The following is a 22,911-nucleotide window of genomic DNA, read 5'->3' on the forward strand; positions in this document are numbered from 1 at the left end:
ATACTCTATAATTTCAAAAATAGATCAAAATAAAAGGGGAGTAGCATGAGTTTACATGAGGATCATGATCATCAATCTTTCTCTGATTATAATTACGATGAAGAGATTGAGGATTTACCCAAAAAGAAAAGGATAAAGCGAATGCTTGAAGAACGACTTGAACGTAAACGTTTAAAAGATGAATTTAAGGATGATTTTGATGAGTTAGGCGGTGAGTTTAATTGGGATGAGCTTGATAAATAAGTTTATCCCAAAAGGGGAATGCGTTTGCGACTCGACTCACTTAGTTCAAGCGAGAGAGTTGTAAGCGGCCCCAAGCTTAGCCATCACAGTATTTTCAAGCAAAGTAACTATCGTCATAGGACCAACGCCACCAGGCACTGGTGTGATCCAAGATACTTTATCAACTGCCTTTGAAAAATCAACATCGCCTCTGAGACTGCCATCGGGTAAGCGGTGCATGCCTACGTCAATAAGTACTTGTGATTTATTGAGCCATTCAGTATTGATTAAGTCCTTTACTCCGGTAGCTATTATAATAAAGTCAGCTATTGTTATGTATTTTTGTAGATCTTGGGTAAATTTATGGCATACGGTGACCGTTGCTCCAGCAAGCAATAATTCCAAACTCATAGGACGACCAACAATATTTGATGCCCCAATGACAACCGCATGTTTTCTTTTTACTTCCAAATTGTAGTGTCGCAATAAGTTCATGATGCCAAGAGGAGTGCACGGGCGCAGAAGAGGATTTCTTTGCGCGAGTCTACCCAGATTATAAGGATGAAACCCATCGACGTCTTTTTCTGGCTTAATGTGCTCAATAACTACTGTTTCATTAATATGTTTGGGTAAAGGGAGTTGAATGAGAATACCATCAATTTCATCGGAGCTATTTAATTTATCAATAAGCTCAAGCAGCTCATTTTGGCTTGTTTCTTCAGGCAAATCATAAGAGTGTGATTTGATACCCACTTCTTCACATGCTTTTCTTTTATTATTGACATAAATAGCAGATGCAGGATCATTACCGATAAGAACAACAGCTAAACCAGGGGCCTGATTTCCTTGGGCGACATAATGTTGTAATCGCAGTTTTAATTCATTTCGACGAAGAGATGCTACACGCTTTCCATCTAGTAATGATGCTGACATAGTGTTCCCTAAAAAATCGAGGTGGCCATTATGAATTATGCAATCCAATAGAGCAAGATAGGGAATTGAGTTAATGAAAAAAATATTAGGAACTTATCCTAAGTCAAGTTATTATCCTATTTCAGGAATATTGAATTTATATAAGGAGTTTATTAATGTACCGTTCCATATTAAAAAATATAGTTTTTTTGACGAGCAGTCTCTGTTTTTTTAGCGGCATCACTCACGCTGCGGAGCCCGAATTATCCGTACTTGGGAAGACGATGAGCCAAACAAAACAACAACAAATGTCACCTAAACAAGCGTTGCAGCGATTAAAGGATGGAAACCAACGCTTTTTGACTAACACCCAGAAAACTCGAGATTATTTAAAACAAGCTCACCTTTCTTCTTACGGTCAATATCCATTTGCCGTTGTACTTAATTGTATGGATTCTCGTAGTGTCCCTGAGTTATTTTTTGACCAGGGTTTAGCTGATTTATTTACTTTACGTGTTGCTGGAAACGTACTTAATGACGATATTCTTGGGAGTATGGAGTTTGCTACCAAGGCTGCTGGTTCTCGCTTGATAGTAGTACTAGCCCATACTTCATGTGGAGCAGTTGCTGGAGCATGCAATGACGTTAAATTAGGACATTTAACTGATGTTTTAGATAAAATCCAACCCGTAGTACAAAGCACTATGAAAGAGGAACACTCTAAAAATTGTGCTGATCCGAAACTTGTAGATTCAATAGCCAAAGCAAATGCACTACACGTTGTAAGAGAAATTCAGGAGAGAAGCCCTATTCTTAGAGATTTAGTTAAAAACAAACAAGTAGGAATTGTTGCTGGAGTGCATGATATAAAAACAGGAAAAGTCACTTTCCTTGAAGAGGAACGTTCTGTTCCTAGCTAAGAAGGGAAAAGTCTAATCTGTTGATGCGGTTGGAGTATGATTAGTCGGGCAACAAATTGCCCGGCTTTTTTGTACTCTACAGAGTATCATTTCAAGCATTCATAGCGATATTTTCCTGGTAAAATATCTCAGGACTGGGCATATTCCAGTACTTTTTTAGCTCCGGCGCTATCCACTAAACTTTATGCGGCGTTGTAAGCTTGCTCAGCTTCAATACTTCTTCTCCTCATTCACTTGTGCCTATAGTTAGACGGGTTTGTCGGGCAACTTGTTGCCCGGTCTACGCTCTTCTCCAACTAAAAAACTCTCTTTAATAAAGTAAAGTAACAATATGGCAATTAAGATGAAAAATGGTAATGTCCATAAATAAGTAAAAAACTCTTTAGATAAAGAGGTTAAGAAGAGATAGGGAAGAAACATCATCAATGTATTAAATAAAAAAACAGCTGTATTTAAGACACTAATGGCAACTCCTCGTGTTGCATTCGTTGATAATTCGCTGATTACGGTATAAAACAGCATGGAACCTGAAAGGAAAAAACCAATTAAAAAGGAAATAATTTGAACTAATATAAGGTCTTGAGAACCAAAGTGGGGGAGGTATATGCCTAAAATTAATGCCATAGTACCTAAGCACAAGGTTATATGAATTACCATGACTCTTGATTTTACTCTATTGGATAACCAACCTAAAAAAGGTGTGCCAATGCCAATTCCCACAAAAATCATACCGCTTATAACAACAGCTTGGATATTTGCAACCAAATAGTACGATTGAATTTTGAGATACCAAAGACCGGCGTAGGCTAAAAGCACTCCAAAAGACATGGCTGCAGCGGCCGAGCATAAGAGTATTTGTTTATTTTTTAGGACAATTGAAAGTGAGTTTTTTAATGAGATATTTGCCTCAGGCTTATAATAAGAGGGTGATTTTACGGTGAGTAGAGATAATAAAAATAATGCAAAACCAAATAAGGACAATGAACGATAAATCTCGTTCCAAGTATAAGTACTTAATTCAATAGAGAAATAATAATGAATAATACCGGATAAAATACAAGAGACGGTTTGAGTAAAGCCAAATAATATTGGAAATTTTAATTCAGAAAACCATTGTGATATTAAAACAGCTGCGGAAACAAATGCAAATGAGGCACCGCTGCCTTGCACGATGTTAGATAGGGTAAATAAAGTAAGGGTATGAGCAAAAGAAGTAAGTATGTTTCCTAAAGCAAGCAACAAGATACCAATGCTAACTATTAGTCGTGGATTAAATTTATCCAGCAAGTATCCTGCAGGTATTTGCATACAGGCAAAACTAAAAATGAAAGCACTCATAGCCATAGAGATACTGAAGCTATTAACACCAAGAGTTGCTTTTACAGTATCAGCAAAAACAGCTGCAGCGGTATTTAAACAGAAAGCATAGACGACAAATAAAGTGACAATAAGCCAAACTATATATCCATAGAATCTTTCCATAGAACAGCCTTTTTAGTGGTATTAGATTCTTTTTAGGGTATAGGATAACAAGCGATATACAGATCCCGGACCAAAACTACCTTTGTTACAAGGAATCTTAATACAAAAAGCGATAACAAAAGCATAGCACAAAATGATGCGGAGACTTATCACGAAAAATTTAATGGTGACAAGGAGGATGCCTGATTTAATACAGGTTGTATTGGCTGATAATTAATCATAACTAGATGATTATAATCTATTATTAAGTGGATTTCTTGAATAGGCCATTAGTTAATGTTAATTTTTATAGATATTTATCACTCTGTCATACAGTGTGCGTGGAGTTTTGATTGAAAAAAACTGTCTTAAATGCTGCGCTATTGGCATTACTTTTTCCAATGGCTGTTAATGCTATTGGCCTAGGAGAAATGACAGTTAAGTCATCTCTCGATCAGCCTTTTTTAGCCGAAATTGAATTATTAGATGTGGGCAGTTCACCTGTAGTAGGTATCAAAGTTGCGGTAGCTGATCCTGATAATTTTCAACAACTAGGTTTAGAGCGAGTTGCTGTCTTATCTTTATTGCATTTTAATATCGAAAAAAACGTTAAGGGCAAGTTTGTTATTAAGGTTCAGTCTCGTGAGCGTATGAGTGAACCCTATATGGAGTTAGTCGTTGATTTAACTTGGCCTGGAGGACAGCTCTATAAAGCATATACTGTATTGCTAGATCCTCCGGGCTATCAATTAGTTTCAACCAGAGCTCACAGTAGTCCTACTTACTATAAAAAAAGCATAGGCCATAAATCCGAGCCTGGAGTTATAGAGAAAGCAATTATCACTGAAGTGCAACATAACCCTGTATCGCTCAAGGATAGTAAGAAACAAACCACCTATGGACCAACCATTGCTAACGAAAATGTTTGGCAAATTGCTCAAAGATATAAGGCTTCTGAAGTTATTTTGCCTCAAGTTGTACTTGCCATCGTTGGTGTAAATCCTAATGCATTTACGGAGGGTAACTTAAACGGATTGAAAGTAGGAGTTCGTTTGACCATTCCCGCCACTAATGAAATTGCAAAAGTACCTGCAGAACTAGCTACAGCAGAAGTAATGGCTCATGATAAAGCATGGAATGAAAAAACACCTATAAATCATGTGCTTTCACCGCCATATACACATGGACAAGTCACTAATCCTGTACCACAAATTCAGAGTGACTCAAAAGCAAAAAGCACGGAAATTCCAACCATACCTAAGTTTACAATTCAGGCCATTATGCCTAATCAAAATATTATGCCTCAACTAATACCTTCAACGGGTGTTAACTCTACAAGTAATGTGAATCAAGCACAGCCAGCACAAAATAATAGTGCGCAGCATTTAGATCAAAATTCTATTATGAAAACGGAACTTTCTATTACCTCGGCGGCTGTTGAATCTGTACGAGAGTCCAATGCCTTACTAATGGAACAGCTTCATTTGCTTCAGGATCAAAATAAAAATTTGCAAAAACAATTGACTCAGCGTGATAAAGAAATGAAAGCGATTAGAACACAAATGCAAACGCTGATGAAACAACGTCTGGCTGTCAGTGGCCAGGTAAGTTCTCCTATAGCAGATAATCAGTCATCGAGTTTTTGGACATTAGTGCTTCTATTAGTTGTGGCTGCCGGAGGAGGGGGATTCGCTTATTGGTATTTCAAACTTCGAGAAAAAGAAACTAAGGAACAACCCTTTTTATCTAGTGAACCAATTGTACCTAAAAGAGTCACTCCTGAAGTGACTTCAGAACCAGTAAAAGCCGCAGAAGTTTCTATACAAGAAGCGGTGACTCGGACAATAGATATTACAGCTAAAGCAGCGGAAGCGTTAACTGATTCGGCGTATAAGAAGCTTGATAAACCTGCTGCAGAAATTGAAAAAAATCCCTCTCTTATTGAAGAGAGAATAGGGTCTCCGTCTGCTGGTGAGGAACATATAACCTTGTCAGTAGGAACAAACGCTATGGACTCTAAAACAGAAATAACCGCTCAGTCAGAGTCATCTCTTGAACCTACTGAAATCGTGGACGTTCAGTCAGTGAAAAAACAAACAGAGCTTACTATAGATAATGTAAAAGGGGATTTAGGTGATGCCGAGGTAATAAAAAAAGAGGAGCCCAAAGAAGAACCTCTTTTAGAGTTTGAGTCTAGTCTTAACAAAGAAACTGATAATGAGGCAACTCAAATCCAACATTCATTGGAAGATGTTAACTCAATAGCTGAAATGGATGAACCTGAAAAATTAAAGCGCAACGAGCAAAAACAGAAACACGAGGAATCTTCAACTAATGAAATGTTGGAGTTTGAGCCAGGGTTGCATCAAATTCTTACTAAGCAAAGAGAACAAGAGATAAGCAAACCAGAAAACACTGAAGAAAGTGATAATGGAATAGATTTTGTACCTACTGTATCCATAGAGGAAGATAAGGGCGAGGGAAATCAACAAGCTGATTCTCAGCAAACTGTTGAAAGCGAGAATAATCCATCTTCGGAAAAAGTTGAGTTTGCACGTGATTTTGTACTTGATGAGCCTGCTAACGCTAATGAGAAAGAAGAAATCGTACTAGAACATAACACTATTGATGTAGATCCAGAGCTTGCTGCGTTTTTTGCTGATTCTAATAGAGAAAACAGTGTTGACAAAGATGAGGATAAGGTAGACAAAGACCTTCATTCCAATATTAAAGAAACATCAGAAATAGGCAACTCTAAAACAGCAAGTCCTTTAAAAAGCAAAGCGGCATTGGATACTTTATTGGCATTGGCTAACACTTATATCAGTATGGATGATTTAGAGTCAGCAAAAGCTTCTTTAGATGAGGTGTTAGAACATGGTAGTGAAAAACAAAAAACAGAGGCCCTACGTCTATTAAATCAAATAAAAGAGAAATAAATTAGTTATTAGGCCTTTTTCCCAACTTGCTACAGAGACGACTTGCTTCGTCGATACGGTGCTTGAATCCTCATGTAACTTTCGTGTACACCCCGGTTCTGCGCCCCAGGTCTCCTCGCAACTGATCCTCCACGCCGAGTTTGGACAGAGGTCTATTGTGTGCCTGAGTATTATTCACTCCATCTTTTACGCCAGCTCTCGTTAATTTAGGTTAATCTAGGTATAGACAAAACAAATAGGGTATTATAAATTGACCCTTTTTATCAGGAATATTGAATGCGTATTGCCTTAGTGGTTGAATACGATGGAAGTCGATATCATGGCTGGCAAGCACAAACGGGCTTGCATACTGTCCAACATGCTGTTGAGCATGCTTTGTCGAAAGTAGCTGATAGTACTATTTCAGTGGTTTGTGCAGGAAGAACCGACACCGGTGTTCATGCTACGAATCAGATTATCCATTTTGATTGTGACAAAGAACGTACCATACGTGCTTGGATACATGGAGCAAACTCCTTTTTACCTAAAGACGTCTGTGTCAAATGGGGAAAAGAGATGCCTGAAGAGTTCCATGCTCGTTATTCTGCAACAAGCAGAAGATATCGTTATATAATTTATAATGGGGCAATTAGACCTGCTTTACTTCGCAGCAATGTCAGTTGGCAGTATCGTCAATTAGATCATCGTGTCATGCATCAAGGAGCACAAAGCCTGTTAGGAGAAAACGACTTTACCTCCTTTCGCTCAGTTGAGTGTCAATCTAAAACCCCAATGCGTAATGTACATGAAATAAAGGTTTCGCGCTCAGGGGATTTAGTGGTTATAGATATTACTGCAAATGCTTTTTTGCATCATATGGTAAGAAATATCGCTGGGGTCTTAATTTCTGTGGGTTCTGGAAAACATTCTGCTTCTTGGGTAAACGATGTATTGAATGCTAAAGATAGAAAGTTAGGTGCGGAAACGGCACCTCCATATGGTCTCTATTTAGTACAAGTAAATTATCCTCAGATTTTTGGTGTTTTACAGAATAGTCCAGGCCCTTTGTTTCTCTGGGAGAAGTAATTGAACTCATCTCGTACTCGAGTCAAAATGTGTGGTATGACACGTGCCGAAGATGTAGCCCATGCAATAAGTCTGGGCGTTGACGCCATTGGTTTGATCTTTTATCCTAAAAGCCCTCGCAATGTTACTATAGAAACTGCTAGGCCTTTATTGGATAACATCCCGCCTTTTGTGTCTGCAGTAGCTGTATTGGTAAACCCAGAAATGAAGTTGGTCGAGCAAATACTGAAAAAATTACCGATACAATTATTACAATTTCATGGTGATGAATCACCAGAATTTTGCCAACAATTCGGCAAACCGTTTATTAAAGCAATACAACCACAAACAGCTGACCAAATAAAACAAGAAATGGAGCGATATTCAAAAGCCAGTGCGTTACTTCTGGATACACCTTCGGTAACCAATCGAGGCGGGACAGGGTTAACTTTTGATTGGAATATTATTCCGCCAGACTTACCTAAGCCTTACATTTTGGCTGGGGGTCTTAATCAATTTAATGTGCTCGATGCAATTAAAATGAATCCTTATGCAGTGGATGTTTCTAGTGGGGTAGAGTCAGAACCAGGCATAAAAGATCATTTAAAAATGAGTCAATTTATTAAGGTATTATGGGGCATACAATGAATAAGAAAGAACTTCCTGATGAACATGGTCATTTTGGTCCATATGGTGGAATATTTGTTGCAGATACATTAATTCATCCTTTGCAGCAATTAGAAAATGCCTATGTCAAATACCGTAAAGATCCTGAGTTTTTAGCTGAATTACGCATGGAGCTAAAGGATTATGTAGGGCGTCCTAGTCCTTTGTACCATGCAGCCCGGTTAAGTCGGGAAATAGGTGGTGCTCAAATCTATCTTAAGCGTGAAGATTTAAATCATACGGGCGCTCATAAAATCAATAATACTGTTGGACAGGCTCTATTGGCCAAGCGTATGGGGAAAACTCGAATCATTGCTGAAACAGGCGCCGGACAACATGGCGTAGCGTCGGCAACAGTAGCTGCAAAATTTGGTTTTGAGTGCGTTGTTTATATGGGGTCTGAGGATATTAAACGTCAATCCAGTAATGTTTATCGTATGAAATTATTAGGGGCAGAGGTTGTTCCTGTCACTTCTGGTTCAAAAACACTTAAAGATGCTTTAAATGAGGCAATGCGTGATTGGGTAGGTCATGTTGATGATACCTTTTATATTATAGGAACAGTGGCAGGACCTCATCCTTATCCTCAAATGGTTAGAGATTTCCAAGCGGTGATAGGTATAGAAGCTAGAGAGCAATTTCTTGAAAAAGCGGGCCAACTACCAGATGCTTTAGTTGCTTGTGTTGGTGGCGGCTCAAATGCCATAGGTTTATTTTATCCATTCTTGAATGACTCTTCGGTTGCTATTTATGGTGTTGAGGCTGGTGGTAAGGGTTTGGAAACCGGTGAGCATGCGGCATCACTGATAGCGGGTAAACCCGGCGTATTACACGGTAATCGAACTTATTTATTATGTGATGAGTTTGGCCAAATTAAGGATACTCATTCAATATCTGCAGGCTTGGATTATCCTGGTGTTGGCCCGGAACATTCTTATTTAAAAGATACGGGGCGCGTTGTTTATCAAGCAATTAATGATGATGAAGCATTAAATGCATTTCGCTTATTAACGCGAGTAGAAGGGATTATACCGGCTCTTGAGTCAAGTCATGCTGTGGCCTATGCTATGAAGCTAGCAAAAACGATGTCTCCGAACCAAAACATTATCGTTAATTTATCGGGTCGCGGTGATAAAGACATACATACTGTTGCAGCTATTGATGGTATTACTGTTTAATAATTTATTTTGATATTTATCCGGATAACGTATGAATCGAATTGATCAAAAGTTGGCGCAGCTTAAAGCAAGCGGAAAGAAAATGCTAAGCCCCTATATTACAGCAGGGGATCCGCATCCTGATAGAACAGTAGAGTTAATGCATGGATTGGTAGAAGGGGGGGCCGATATTTTAGAATTAGGCATTCCTTTTTCTGATCCCATGGCAGAAGGGCCTGTGATTCAGCATGCAATGGAGAGGGCACTGGCTCATTCCATTCGTTGCCAAGATGTTCTTAATATGGTGAAAGTCTTTCGTGAAAAAGATAATGATACTCCTGTGGTGATTATGGGGTATTTAAATCCAATAGAACAGTATGGCTATGACTCTTTTGCTAGACATGCAGTCGAGTCAGGAGTCGATGGAACTATTTTAGTGGATTTGCCTCCAGAAGAATGTGAGGAAGTGGCTAATATTTGGAAAAAACACGATTTATACAGTATTTTTCTTTGTTCACCGACTACTTCAGATGAGCGTATGGCGTTAATTAATCAATTTGCCCGCGGGTATTTGTACTATGTTTCGTTAAAAGGGGTCACTGGTTCCGATGCTCTTAATATTGCTGCCCTACAAGAGCAATATCAAACACGCAAGGCACAGACTAAGCTGCCGCTGATGGTTGGCTTTGGGATTAAAACACCAGAAATGGCTGCACAAGTATCTCATTTTTCTGATGGAGTAATTGTTGGTGCGGCGTTAATAACAGATTTAATACAAGCTTACGAATCTAATAAAAATATAGTGCAAGCAGGGGCTTCTTTGATGAGCTCTATGCGTCATGCAATAGACAATAATGGAAAAGCACAATGACAGAGATAATTGAAAAACGAGCTCACTTTATAAGACAGTTGATCACTGATGATTTGGCTAGCGGTAAACACCAATCAATAGTTACTCGGTTTCCACCCGAACCCAATGGGTATTTACATGTAGGTCACGCCAAATCTATTTGTTTGAATTTTGGATTAGCTGAAGAATTCGGTGGTATTTGCTATTTACGATTTGATGATACCAACCCGATTAAAGAAGAAGATGAATATGTTAAAGCTATTATTGACGATGTTCGTTGGTTAGGCTTTGAGTGGTGTGACATGACTCATTCTTCTGATTATTATCAGGAGCTCTATGATTTAGCCGTGCTGCTAATTAAAAGAGACATGGCTTATGTTGATAGCTTGTCTATGGAAGAAATCCGAGCTTATAGAGGAACGTTACAAGAGCCAGGAAGAGAGAGTCCCTATAGAAATAGACCTATTGAAGAGAGTTTAGATTTATTTAGTAGAATGAAAGCAGGCGAGTTTGCTGACGGGACACATGTGTTACGTGCAAAAATAGATATGAAATCTGGTAACGTCAATATGCGTGACCCAGTCTTATATCGCATACGTCATGCGCATCATCAACGCACTGGCGATGCTTGGTGCATTTATCCCATGTATGATTATGCTCATCCTATATCGGATGCTTTGGAAAAAATTACTCATTCATTGTGCACCTTAGAGTTCCAAGATCATAGACCTTTATATGATTGGTTAGTCGATAATTTGCCCTTGCCTGCCAGACCAGTGCAAACAGAGTTTGCTAGATTGAATCTATCGCATACCGTAACGAGTAAACGGAAACTGAGAGAGCTGGTTGAGAAAAAAATTGTAACAGGATGGGATGATCCACGATTACCTACTTTACGTGGTATGCGTAAAAGGGGATATCCACCTGCAGCTATTCGCCAGTTTTGTGAAGTAATTGGTATATCTCGTAGTGATTCAGTAATTGATATGTCCATTTTCGAAGAGTGTGTACGTGCTGAATTAAATAAAACAGCAAAACGTGCCTTATGTGTTATGGATCCTATAAAAATTGTGTTGGAAAATTATCCAGAAGGTAAAGTCGAAGAGTTAAAAGCAAGTTTCCATGCTCAAGATCCGGAATCAGCAACTAGAGTTATTCCTTTTGGACGAGAGCTATTTATTGAGCGCTCTGACTTTATGGAAGACCCGCCAAAAAAATATTTCCGCTTATCGCCTGGAGCCGAAGTACGTTTGCGCCATGCCTATGTAATTAAATGTCATGAGGTCATCAAAGATGCTCAAGGAAAAATTATTGAATTGCGTTGTACTTATGATGAAAACACTTTAGGGAAAAATCCGGAAGATCGCAAAGTTAAAGGTGTGATTCACTGGGTTTCTTGTGCTCATACATTTCCTGTAACTATTTATCAATATGATAGATTATTCAATGATCCAAATCCGGCACGTGAAGATGATTTCTTACAGTTTCTAAATTATGATTCATTACAAACGATACAAGCTTATTGTGAGCCTTCTTTGACCCATCATCCCGAGGGCGAGGTATTTCAATTTGAGCGTCTGGGATATTACTGTGTTAATAAAACAGAAGATGGTCAGGTGAAAGCATTTCATCGAGTAGTGGATTTAAAAGACACTTGGGGCAAAATGAGTTAAGGAGCAGACATGTTACATTTATATAATTCTTTAACGAGAACAAAAGAGCCATTTATTACCCTTAAACCCGGGAAAATTGGTATGTATGTCTGTGGAATCACCGTTTATGATCGATGCCACCTTGGTCATGCTCGTTCAATGGTCGCCTTTGATGTGATAGTGCGCTTTTTTCGTTCTCAGGGATTCGATGTTACTTATGTCAGGAATATTACTGATATAGACGACAAAATCATTGCCAGAGCTAACGAACGAGGTATCTCTATTGAGCAATTAACTGCTCAATATATAGAAGCAATGTATGAAGATACTCGTGCTTTAAATATTTTACCGCCCGATATAGAGCCGCGCGCTACAGGACATATAGAATCTATTATTAATTTAATCAAGCGCTTATTAGATAAAGGTAATGCTTATGTAAGCGATAATGGTGATGTGTGTTATCAAGTTGATTCGTTTGCTGACTACGGCAAACTATCTCATAAAGATCTTGAGGGATTAGTTTCTGGCGCTCGAGTTGAGATAGTGAAAGAAAAACGTTCTCCTCTTGATTTTGTATTATGGAAAAAAGCAAAAGAAAATGAACCTAGTTGGCCATCTCCTTGGGGGGAAGGGCGTCCTGGCTGGCATATAGAATGTTCTGCTATGGCTTTGCATGAACTAGGAGAGCAATTTGATATTCATGGCGGTGGTTTGGACTTACAGTTTCCTCATCATGAAAATGAAATAGCTCAGAGTGAGGCGGCTACAGGAAAGACCTTCGCTAATTATTGGATGCATGTGGGGATGCTACAAGTCAATAATGAAAAAATGGCCAAATCAACAGGTAATTTTTTTACTATAGCTGATGTATTAAAAGAACATCATCCTGAAGTAGTCCGTTATTTTCTTTTGAGTAGTCATTATCGTAGCCCATTAAATTACACTACAGATAATTTATTAAATGCGAAAAAAGGGATTACCAGACTGTATCAAACGATTAAAGAGACTCCCGCTGCTGCTGATGGAGAACTTGATGCTCATTGGCTAGAGCAATTTAATCAGGCTATGAATGACGACTTTAATACACCCGTGGCCTTGTCTGTGTTATTTCAATTAAGTCATGAAGTGAATAAACAAAATTCTCCTACTTTAGCTAAAACTTTAAAATACCTGGCTGGTGTGATGGGGTTTTTACAAGAAGAGCCGCTATCCTTTTTGCAATCTGGATTTGCAGACGATGATAAAGCGGCTATAGATAGATTAGTAGAAGAACGAATCCAGGCTAGGGCAGATCGAAATTGGGCAAGAGCAGATCAGATTAGAGCTGAATTACTGAGTCTAGGTATCGAGTTAGAAGATGGGGAAAAGGGTACTTTTTGGCGCAGAGTATCGGATTAAGAGCACTCCAATGGCGTTAACTGATGGATGTGTGGGCCCGGATTAGACGAAGTCGTAACCTGGGCTACATACACTATACAAGTTTAGGTCAACGCCATTAGCTGAATACATACTCCAAGATTTGAGTCTGGTTGCAAGCAACCAGACTACTATAAATTTACCATTTAATTTTGAGATGTAACACGAAGAATTTCTGCCAAAGAAGTATCTCCAGCAAGCACGCGCTTAAACCCATCGTCACGAATACTAGGGGTTTCTGGTCTTAGATAACTTTCTAGAGTTTGCATATTTTCATTTCTATGAATCATTCCTCTTAAAGTATCATCAATAGTAATTAATTCATAAATGCCAGTTCTTCCTCTATATCCTAAGTGATTACATAAATCACAACCTTTGGGTTCGTATACTTGTGATATATCAGTATCATCACTAAGCCCCATTAATTCCTTTTCATCAGCTCTTAACTGATGAGGTGTTTTACAATGGGGGCAGAGTCTCCTAACTAAACGTTGGGCAATAAGACCCACAATACTAGATGACATGAGAAATGATTCAACACCCATATCTCTCAAACGCGTCAATGCACCGAGAGCGCTATTAGTGTGTAGCGTGGATAATACTAAATGTCCTGTCAAACTGGCTTGAACAGCAATTTCAGCTGTTTCTAAATCACGAATTTCGCCAATCATTACTACATCAGGATCTTGTCTTAAAATGGCTCTTAATCCTTTAGCAAAAGTCATTTGAACTTTTGTATTAACTTGTGTTTGTCCTATCCCTTCTAGATCATATTCTATGGGATCTTCTATAGTTAAAATATTCCGTGTTACTTCATTTAGTTCAGTGAGCATGGCATATAATGAGGTCGTTTTACCTGATCCAGTTGGTCCTGTAACAAGAATAATTCCATGGGGCTCTTCTATCATTTTTCTTATGGTTTTTAATGTTGATTGAGGCATACCTAAAAGACCTAAATCTAACTGAGCTGCTTGTTTGTCTAATATCCTTAATACAACCCTTTCCCCATGATTTGATGGTAGTGTGGATACACGCACATCAATATTATGCCCACCAATTCTTAATGAAATTCGGCCATCTTGTGGTATGCGCTTTTCTGCGATGTCCAGTTTAGCCATAACCTTGACTCGAGAAATGACTAAAGGAGCTATAGCTCGTTGAATTTCTAATACTTCATGAAGTACACCATCAATGCGATTACGTACCAACACCTTATCCTCATAGGTCTCAATATGAATATCTGAGGCTTTTTGTTTGATTGCCTGGGTAAAAAGGGCATTTAGTAATCTTATAATAGGGGCATCATCTTGATTTTCTAATAAGTCTTCACTTACCGGTAGTTGGCTAGCTAATAGAGAAAGATCCATATCTTCTTCCATTCCTTCTGCCGCATCGAGTATTGATGATTTTGACTGATAAACATGTGCCAGATGTTGTTGAAACGTAGTTTCATCAACCTTCTGTAAGCTGAGCTTAGACTGTAATAAACGTTGCACTTCCGCAAGAGCTTGTAGGGATGTATTTGATAAATGATAAATAAGGATTTGATCCTCTTTCATCTCTCCTACGACAACCCCATTATTTTTTGCGAAACTATAAGGCAATCGATGTAATTTCTCTTCATTGTCCACAACAGACCTCATTTAGTCATTTGCGATGCTGTAGTCGGTGGTCGAGTAAATGGTCTGGGTAAAGGTACTTGCGTCCATGGAGGCAATACAGTTTCATTATTATTTTGCTCATAAATTTCCTGAGAACGTAACCAATCCAATTGATATTGACGTACATCGTTATATTTAGAACCGGTTACCTGTAAGTTATCACGCTCATTACGTAGAATAATAGGCTTAATAAATACCATTAACACTCTCTTATCTCTAGTGCGAATATTATGTTGGAATAATCGGCCTACACCAGGTATCCCTCCCAAAACAGGTAATCTATTATCGTCATTGCCCAAACTATCTTGGATCAAACCACCTAATACAATTATATCAGTACTTTCTACATGTACTGAGGTCACGATGCTACTAATTCTAAACGTTGGATTTGTGGTGTTATCCAATGCACTCGTAGGATCTAACGTATCATTTCCTTGGTCTATTTGCATTTGAATTCCTTGACCACGGGTAATTTGTGGCCTTACATAGAGGTGTAAGGCGACGTTAACACGGTTAAAGGTAGTAAAAGGACTGGCTGTAGTTGTGCCCCCCGCATTATTGGGATAGCTTGTTGAGGCTACTGAAACCTGTCTACCAACTAATATTTTGGCTTGGCGATTATCCAATACGACTACAGAAGGCGTAGACAAAATATTCGCTTTATTTTGCCGCGCTAGGGCATAAATCTGAGCTTGCAAATCACTGGTACTAGTTCTGGAGTTAATAATAGCAAAACCTGGTCTAAAATCTCTGGGATTTCCTGTTTGCGAATCTGAGCCCCATTCTATACCAAGATTATTAACATCAACCTGATTCACTTCTGCAACTAGTGCTTCAATTAATATCTGTGCAGGTTTGATATCTAGTTGATGAATCACGTTTTTTAATATACGAATTATGGAGGCTGGCGCATTGATAATAATTGAGTTGGTATTAGGTTCGGCAATAATTTGCACTGTTGGCTTAGTTGTTCCTTCATTTTGTGTATTTGCTGAGGTAGTATTCCCTGTAGCAGCCGATGGATTTGTTGGTGATGGGGGAGGGGGAGTACTGGATGGCATATTTTGTCCGTCAGATGAACTGCCATTAGCAATGCTTGATGCAGGATTAGTGCTATCCAATACGGGTCTTGTAATAGTCCCAATGGTTGTCCCTACATTACCACTAAAATTAGCTTGGGCTATGCCAGCTAGAATGGGAACTAAATCTTCCGCTCTTAAGTAGTTCAAATAGACCACCTGCGTATTGCTATTAAGTCCTGACGAGCTTTCCCGATCTAACCTTAATATTAACATGCGCAATCTGATTCTATCAGTTTTACTTCCGCTCACTAAGATAGCATTGGAGCGGTCATCTGCCGCTATAGTTATCTGCGCTCTATTACCCATCCCTGGCTGTGCTTTAACTAGATCTTTTAGCGTATTGGCGATATCCATGGCTAAAGCATGTTTTAAAGGAACCATATCTATGCCGTTGGAAGAGGAACTATCTACTTGCTTAATAATATTTGCCAAACTTTTAATGTTATTAGCACGCCCTGATAAAATAAGCATATTAGAAGGAGCATAGGCTGAGACACTACTCCATTGAGGCATCAATGGTCTAAGAACAGGCACTAGTTGTTCTGACGGAACATAGTGTACTGGTACTACCGCAACCATCATGTCGTCGCCTCTAGGAGGATTTTGAAGTTCATTGATTAGATCGGGTGATTGGGTTTTAGCATCAATATTAGGAATAATTTTGATGATGTGACCATTAGGAATAGCTGCATATCCAGATACTTGGAGCACCGAGAGAAAAACCTGATAGAGTTCATTATTGGATAGGGGGCTAGTAGAGACTATTGAAATTTTCCCCTGAACTCTAGGATCAATAACAAAATTCTTGCCAGTAACTCGAGATACTTCTGTTATTACTGCACGAATATCAGCGTTTCTTAAATTCCATAATTTACTGTTAGCTGGTAGGGTGGTTGTCTGCTCCGAGGCTTTAGGTGTTTGATTTACATTTAAGGATGACTTTGGCTCTATAATCGCTGGAATTGGTTGAGTATTCCCTTTTTGCGATAACTTATCTTTTAGCGCTCTTGCCGTATTATAATCATTAATAGGCCCAATTTGAACGAGATAAAGGCTTTTATCAGCAAGATTTTTTATTTCTACTTCTTGCGTTACCAGTTTCGCTAATTCTTTTTGGCGAAGCTTGGCATCTTTTTCTAAATTAAACCCCCCGGCTTGAAGATAAAAAAGAGTGTTACCATTTTTGGTTACGGTAGAAATGTTTATATCATTAGCATAAGTCCATGAAGACAAAAGCAGAATCAAAAATAAAACTACTATCGAGCGCATTGAAAAACCGAAAAGTCATAGGAGCTAACATGATAACTAAAAATGGCCTGTAACCATAGCTTTTTTGATAACTAAGTAGAGGATTTTTTAGGATTTTATTTTGAAAGGATGGTGGCTATGGGTGGACTCGAACCACCGACCTCAGCATTATGAGTGCCGCGCTCTAACCGGCTGAGCTACATAGCCATGAGACGCGAGATTTTGTCGTTTTCGGCGATGGATGTCAAGTAAGTTATAAACTTTTTTTGGTTTTTTTATGTGGATGACTTATATTTAATTACCAATTGTATTTATATTGACCTTTTGAGGGTTTTTTTACTCATTAATCTAAGCATAATATTCTTACTGCCTCGTCTGTTGCTGCAGTAGATTAACGCCGGTTTCGAATAAGAACTTCAATTGCTTCAGAACCGTTTGTGCCGATGAGGGGGAAACATTGTCTCGAAACGTCCACCAAGACAAAAATCTTGTGCCCATGCTTCGAGACGACGCAAAAAACGCATCTCCTCCGCAAAACGGACCGCGGAGAAGCGGGAGCTTGCTCTTCCCTATTCGAAACAGAGTTTGAATTATCGAAGCAACTTGAAAAGCAAAGGCAATATGTAACTAAAAAAAGAGGCTGCTCTTACCACATAATTTTAATAGGTGTCAACATTTAATGATATCAATTTAAGAGGTAGCAACTGTCTTGAACCGCATCCAATAGTTGTTACTTTTACTATTACGGTCATCCATAGCGCAGTGAGGGATCTTCTGCAAGACGTATTATGCTACATTCAGGAGCTCCTTCGTCGCAAGGTCCCTCAGGTAGGGTAGGTTGGGCCTTTGGGCTTGATGCATTCTCAATGCTTAAGGTCGTACGATATTTATACGTCTACGTCCCGTGGCTAGTCCACAAGATCCATAAAACGGTCAACTCGCTGTATCGAGTGAAGGGTGAGGAGGAATGGAGTGCATAACTGGAGTGTACACAAAAGTCACCCCAAAGAAGTCTGTAGTAGTTTTGCAAATAGTGTAAGAGGGAATTAATCTTCCCACGAATAATCAATTCGTGGGAAGATTGAGATAAATTAGATAACTAATAGATACATTGATCCAGGACCACGAAGTACTTGGACTAGTAACTCTTTCTTTTTCTCTTGGGCGATAGTTTGTAGAGACTTAACATCGGTAACCGGTTTTTTGTTAGCCGAGATTATTATATCACCAGGCCTTATACCTGCACGCCATCCAGCACTGTTTTCTGAAGCGCCTACAACTTGAACACCTATCACATTACCATGAGGAGGAGATTCTTGTTCAAAAGCTCTTAAAGCCAATCCATAAAGGAATGGGTTATTGGACTGTAATTTTTGCTCATGAGATTTAATATCAGTAACTACAGCACTTAACGTTAAAGGTTTGTTATCACGCTCAACTATTATTTTAACCGTAGATCCAACTCTTAATAGACTAATCGTTGTTTTTACCTGAGTAGCTTGAGTTATTTTAGTATCGTTAATTTGAGTAATAATATCTCCAGCTTTTAAACCAGCAAGTTCTGCTGGCGAATTAGGATTTACCTGTGATACTAGAGCGCCTTGGAAATCCTCAGGATATCCCATAGCTTGAGCCAACTCAGGAGTGAGATGCTGAACAAATATGCCCATCAATCCTCTATGGATAGAACCAAACTTTATGATTTGTTGTGCTACATCTTTAACCATGTTAATAGGAATAGCAAAACCAATTCCTACGTTACCTCCATAGGGGGAAAGAATTGCAGTGTTAATACCAATCAATTCTCCTTTTGCGTTAACTAAAGCACCACCAGAGTTCCCTGGATTAATTGCCGCATCAGTTTGAATAAAGTTTTCGACCCCTTCAATATTTAAATCACTTCGTTTTAACGCACTGACTATGCCGAAGGTAGCTGATTGGCTGTTACCAAAACTATTTAAGCCAAATGGATTTCCAATGGCTACGACGAAATCACCAACTTCTAGCTTGTCTGAGTCACCAATGACAAGAGACTTTAGATTTTTGGCATCAATTTTAAGTACAGCTAGATCTGTTTCACTATCTCCGCCAATCAGACGTGCTTTTAAACGTCTACCATCTTGTAGGGTTACGGTGATTAACGAAGCATTTCGTATTACGTGATCATTAGTAATAATGACGCCATTGTTAGGGTCTATGATCACTCCTGAACCTATGCTTTCAAACTTACGGCCTTTTTCCGGCATTCTGGATTGTGGTGGTCTGTTGTTGGGTTGATTCTCCTCATCATTTCCAGCACTCCCAGGTGGCGTTACATCGTTAGGTAAGTAGCCTTGAACAGCTACGTTAACAATTGCTGGCATTATGTTTTTTAATACAGGAGCCATACTGGGCATATTAGGCGGTTCCGCCGAATAGGCAAAAGGAACTATCGATAGGAGCAAGATAGTAATGAGTAATTTTATGCGAGTTATCATAGTTATTAATCCCGAGGTTGATCATTAAACCATATTAAAGTGCCTATTCTACCTGTTTGTGGCTCACGACGATAGGAATAGAACTCATTTTTTAACTCAAAAGTACAAAAACCTGACTGGAAGACAGACTCAATGCCTTGTGAGTTAAGGACTATTTCAGCAATTTTTGGCAAATTAGCTAACCATTTTGAGTTTTTTGGCTCAAAAGCGATTTTACTTTGTGGGTATTTGGTAGTAAACGCCAAGTATACTTCTTCACCCACTTCATAGCACTGTTGACAGATTGATGGCCCTATCCATGCTAAAAGATCAGACGGTGGGCTGTTCATTTTATGAATAGTGTTTTCCACGATACCGTTAAATAATCCTTTCCAACCAGCATGAACAGCAGCGATTTCATTTCCCTGCACATTACACAACATAATAGGCAGACAATCAGCAGTAAGGATAACAAGAGGGTGTGAATAAGAATGACTGATTGCCGCGTCTGCATCGCGGCTGGACTCTCTTTCAGCAATAATACAAGTCGTACTATGGGTTTGTTCTAACCATATGGGTTCGGCAGGAAGATGCAAAAACTCTCTTAATTGTTGCCTATTTTGCAGTACTTGTTTTTCATTATCTCCAACATGCAAACCGAGATTATTAAAATCATAAGGAGGCTGACTAAATCCAGAACAACGAGTAGTACTCAGTGCTGTTATATTTGGGGGAGCTGGCCAATTCGCTAATTTAGTATTCATAGTGTTGATCCAGGGTGTTAAGTAGCAACTTAAAATCATCAGGCAAAGGAGCCTCAAATGTCAATTGTTCATCGGTTTCTGGATGATAAAATGCAATAAAGCGAGCGTGTAAGGCTTGTCTTTTAAATTGCTGCAGTACTGTTTTTAAATGTTCATCTGCATTAGTGGGAAATCGCATGCGCCCACCATAGAGTTGATCACCTACGACAGGATGATTGATGTAAGCCAAATGCACTCTGATTTGATGCGTACGACCAGTCATAAGGGCGACATCTAATAAAGTAAAATCGTGATATTGTTTATTTACTGTATAGTGAGTTATCGCTTGTCGACCTTGCTCGGTAACTGTCATTTTCAATCGGTTTCTGGAATGTCTGCCAAAGCCCGTATCGATGGTTCCTCCAGAAATAATATGTCCTTGCACCAAGGTAATGTAATGACGTTGAATTTCACGTGCTTGCATCTGCCGTATTAATGATGTGTGTGCTGTAAGAGATTTGGCAACTATCAGTAAGCCCGTAGTATCCTTATCCAGGCGGTGAACAATACCTGCTCGTGGTAGATTATGTAAAACTGGCGCATGGTGGAGAAGCGCATTAACCAACGTATGATTTCTATTTCCAGCACCGGGGTGTACTACCAAATCAGCGGGTTTATTCAGTACTAGTAGTTGCTCATCTTCATAAATGATCTGAAGAGGGATGTCCTCTGGTTCACACAAATTAAAATCCGTTTCGGCTTTTATGAAATTAACGTTAATTTCAATTAAATCGCCGTCCATAGTTTTATCTTTGGGCTTACAAGGCTTATGGTTTAAGGTAACAGATCCCGTTTTGATCCAATTACTAATTTGCGAGCGCGAATATTCCGGCAACAATTGGGCGAGCACACTATCTACACGTTGACTGTGATACTCGCGCGGAATGGTTATTTGTTTTTTTAGATGCTCTATCATTTAGGCTGTTTGCGTCTCAGTTTCAATGAGTCGGCCTCTTAATGAGTTAGGGAGCGCATCACTGATTTGGATAGTAACAAATTGTCCTATTAAATGTTCGGGGCCATCAAAATTGACCACGCGATTACATTCAGTACGACCTGCTAATTGTTGGCTATCTTTTTTAGATAAACCAGTGACCAATATTCGCTGAGTACTACCCACCATTGATTGACTATAACGAGATGCTTGTAACAATAGCCTGTTTTGAAGAATTTGTAGTCTTTGTTTTTTTACCTCTATAGGCGTTTCATCTGGAAGATTAGCTGCAGGCGTTCCGGGTCTTGGGCTGTAAATGAAACTGAATGAGGTATCGAAGCCAATTTCATGTACTAGATCCATAGTATCCTGGAAATCTTTATCTGTTTCGCCAGGGAAACCTACAATAATATCAGTTGAAAGACGAATATCTGGCCGTACTTTTCGTAGTTTTCTGATTTTGGATTTAAATTCTAAAGCAGTATAACCTCGCTTCATCAAGCCTAATATTCGATCTGAACCACTTTGTACTGGTAAGTGTAAATGATTTGCCAGTTCGGGAACTTCTGCAAAGGCATTAATTAAATTGTCTGAGAAAGCTAGGGGATGGGAGGTAGTAAAGCGAATTCTGCCTATTCCATCTATAGCTGCGATGTAGTGGATTAATAACGCCAGATCAGCTATATCACCATTTTCCATTGAACCGCGATAATCATTAACGTTTTGGCCAAGCAAATTAATTTCTCGTACACCCTGTATTGCCAGTTGATAGCACTCTGCTAAGACATCATCAAATGGCCGACTGATTTCCTCTCCTCTAGTGTAAGGAACAACACAGAAACTACAATATTTGCTGCAGCCTTCCATGATAGAAACAAACGCGGTTGGTCCTTCGGCACGGGGAGCTGGCAAGTGGTCAAATTTTTCTATTTCAGGAAAACTGATATCAACAACAGGTTTTTTCTTTTCCATTCGCTCATTAAGTAAAGCAGGAAGCCGGTGTAGGGTTTGAGGACCAAACACTACATCGACAAAAGGAGCTCTTTTAATGATTTCTGCCCCTTCTTGGCTAGCAACACAACCACCTACACCTATGACAACATGAGGATTTTTAGCTTTATATTCTCGCCATTGGCCCAGCTGTGAAAATACTTTTTCCTGTGCTTTTTCTCGGATGGAACATGTATTAAGTAGTATTACATCTGCTTCATCTACTTGATCTGTTTTAACTAAGCCATGTGATTCGTATAATACTTCCGCCATTTTTGATGAATCGTATTCGTTCATTTGGCAGCCATTTGTTTTAATATATAATTTTTTAGCCATATTAGTTCTACTTTATTAAAGCGGTATTAGTAATTACTTACTCCATTCCTCTGATTACTTGCTTCCATGCCGCAAGTTGCGAAAGGTGTCTATTGTAGCACAAAGATTTATTCAGGAGATCCATCATTGCACTTTAAAAGACAGAGTGAGGGAATAATTGCC

Annotated in this window: 17 protein-coding genes and 1 tRNA gene; 9 read left to right on the forward strand and 9 right to left on the reverse strand. The window is 39.0% G+C overall.

Annotation, left to right across the window (positions count from 1 at the left end; translation table 11 throughout):
- The first annotated feature begins 45 nt into the window (after nt 1-45).
- Nucleotides 46-243, forward strand: coding sequence for a PA3496 family putative envelope integrity protein (locus tag LFA_RS05560; RefSeq protein WP_045095295.1), 198 nt, complete (start codon nt 46-48; stop codon nt 241-243).
- A 45-nt stretch (nt 244-288) separates the two neighbouring features.
- On the opposite strand, the gene folD is transcribed toward LFA_RS05560, so the two are convergent.
- Nucleotides 289-1,155, reverse strand: coding sequence for a bifunctional methylenetetrahydrofolate dehydrogenase/methenyltetrahydrofolate cyclohydrolase FolD (folD, locus tag LFA_RS05565; RefSeq protein WP_045095296.1), 867 nt, complete (start codon nt 1,153-1,155; stop codon nt 289-291).
- Nucleotides 1,156-1,310: 155 nt separating this feature from the next.
- Between folD and LFA_RS05570 the strand changes: the two genes are divergently transcribed.
- Nucleotides 1,311-2,054, forward strand: coding sequence for a carbonic anhydrase family protein (locus tag LFA_RS05570; protein ID WP_045095297.1), 744 nt, complete (start codon nt 1,311-1,313; stop codon nt 2,052-2,054).
- A 246-nt stretch (nt 2,055-2,300) separates the two neighbouring features.
- Here LFA_RS05570 and LFA_RS05575 read toward each other — a convergent pair whose 3' ends face one another.
- Nucleotides 2,301-3,536: an MFS transporter gene (locus tag LFA_RS05575; RefSeq protein ID WP_045095298.1), complete on the reverse strand. Its 1,236-nt coding sequence runs from the start codon at nt 3,534-3,536 to the stop codon at nt 2,301-2,303.
- 332 nt (nt 3,537-3,868) lie between these two features.
- On the opposite strand from LFA_RS05575, the gene LFA_RS05580 reads away from it, so the two are divergent.
- The 7 genes from LFA_RS05580 to cysS all read left to right on the forward strand — a co-directional run bounded on the left by LFA_RS05580 (nt 3,869) and on the right by cysS (nt 13,221).
- On the forward strand, nt 3,869-6,454 hold the full coding sequence (locus tag LFA_RS05580) for a FimV/HubP family polar landmark protein (protein ID WP_045095299.1): 2,586 nt from the start codon (nt 3,869-3,871) through the stop codon (nt 6,452-6,454).
- A 276-nt stretch (nt 6,455-6,730) separates the two neighbouring features.
- A complete protein-coding gene (gene truA / locus LFA_RS05585; protein ID WP_045095300.1) occupies nt 6,731-7,519 on the forward strand; it encodes a tRNA pseudouridine(38-40) synthase TruA in 789 nt (262 codons plus the stop codon).
- Nucleotides 7,520-8,146 (forward strand): phosphoribosylanthranilate isomerase, encoded by a 627-nt coding sequence (locus tag LFA_RS05590; protein ID WP_045095301.1) that lies wholly within the window; start codon nt 7,520-7,522, stop codon nt 8,144-8,146.
- Nucleotides 8,143-9,342 carry a tryptophan synthase subunit beta gene (gene trpB / locus LFA_RS05595; protein ID WP_045095302.1) on the forward strand — a complete coding sequence of 400 codons (1,200 nt, stop codon included), beginning with the start codon at nt 8,143-8,145 and terminating at the stop codon, nt 9,340-9,342. The genes LFA_RS05590 and trpB overlap by 4 nt, the downstream gene beginning before the upstream one ends.
- A 31-nt stretch (nt 9,343-9,373) precedes the next feature.
- Entirely contained in the window at nt 9,374-10,192 is an 819-nt protein-coding gene (trpA, locus tag LFA_RS05600) for a tryptophan synthase subunit alpha (RefSeq protein ID WP_045095303.1), read from the forward strand.
- Nucleotides 10,189-11,844 (forward strand): glutamine--tRNA ligase/YqeY domain fusion protein, encoded by a 1,656-nt coding sequence (locus LFA_RS05605; protein ID WP_045095304.1) that lies wholly within the window; start codon nt 10,189-10,191, stop codon nt 11,842-11,844. The genes trpA and LFA_RS05605 overlap by 4 nt, the downstream gene beginning before the upstream one ends.
- A gap of 9 nt (nt 11,845-11,853) precedes the next feature.
- Nucleotides 11,854-13,221, forward strand: coding sequence for a cysteine--tRNA ligase (gene cysS, locus LFA_RS05610; protein ID WP_045095305.1), 1,368 nt, complete (start codon nt 11,854-11,856; stop codon nt 13,219-13,221).
- 164 nt (nt 13,222-13,385) lie between these two features.
- On the opposite strand, the gene lspE is transcribed toward cysS, so the two are convergent.
- The 7 genes from lspE to miaB all read right to left on the reverse strand — a co-directional run bounded on the left by lspE (nt 13,386) and on the right by miaB (nt 22,749).
- Nucleotides 13,386-14,870, reverse strand: a complete 1,485-nt coding sequence (gene lspE / locus LFA_RS05615; RefSeq protein WP_045095306.1) for a GspE family T2SS ATPase variant LspE — start codon at nt 14,868-14,870, stop codon at nt 13,386-13,388.
- A gap of 8 nt (nt 14,871-14,878) precedes the next feature.
- Nucleotides 14,879-17,251, reverse strand: a complete 2,373-nt coding sequence (lspD, locus tag LFA_RS05620) for a GspD family T2SS secretin variant LspD (protein ID WP_045095307.1) — start codon at nt 17,249-17,251, stop codon at nt 14,879-14,881.
- Between the two features lie 109 nt (nt 17,252-17,360).
- Nucleotides 17,361-17,437: transfer RNA gene (locus LFA_RS05625), tRNA-Met, on the reverse strand.
- A gap of 884 nt (nt 17,438-18,321) precedes the next feature.
- The gene (locus LFA_RS05630; RefSeq protein WP_045095308.1) at nt 18,322-19,707 is read right to left on the reverse strand and encodes a Do family serine endopeptidase; all 1,386 of its coding nucleotides are present in this window, start codon (nt 19,705-19,707) and stop codon (nt 18,322-18,324) included.
- A 5-nt stretch (nt 19,708-19,712) separates the two neighbouring features.
- The gene (gene pgeF, locus LFA_RS05635; protein ID WP_045095309.1) at nt 19,713-20,450 is read right to left on the reverse strand and encodes a peptidoglycan editing factor PgeF; all 738 of its coding nucleotides are present in this window, start codon (nt 20,448-20,450) and stop codon (nt 19,713-19,715) included.
- Complete coding sequence (gene rluD, locus LFA_RS05640; protein WP_045095310.1) at nt 20,440-21,405, reverse strand: 23S rRNA pseudouridine(1911/1915/1917) synthase RluD; 966 nt, start codon at nt 21,403-21,405, stop codon at nt 20,440-20,442. The genes pgeF and rluD overlap by 11 nt, the downstream gene beginning before the upstream one ends.
- Entirely contained in the window at nt 21,406-22,749 is a 1,344-nt protein-coding gene (gene miaB / locus LFA_RS05645; RefSeq protein ID WP_045095311.1) for a tRNA (N6-isopentenyl adenosine(37)-C2)-methylthiotransferase MiaB, read from the reverse strand.
- Nucleotides 22,750-22,911: the final 162 nt, after the last annotated feature.

The sequence above is a fragment of the Legionella fallonii LLAP-10 genome (assembly GCF_000953135.1).
Taxonomy (GTDB): Bacteria; Pseudomonadota; Gammaproteobacteria; order Legionellales; family Legionellaceae; genus Legionella; species Legionella fallonii.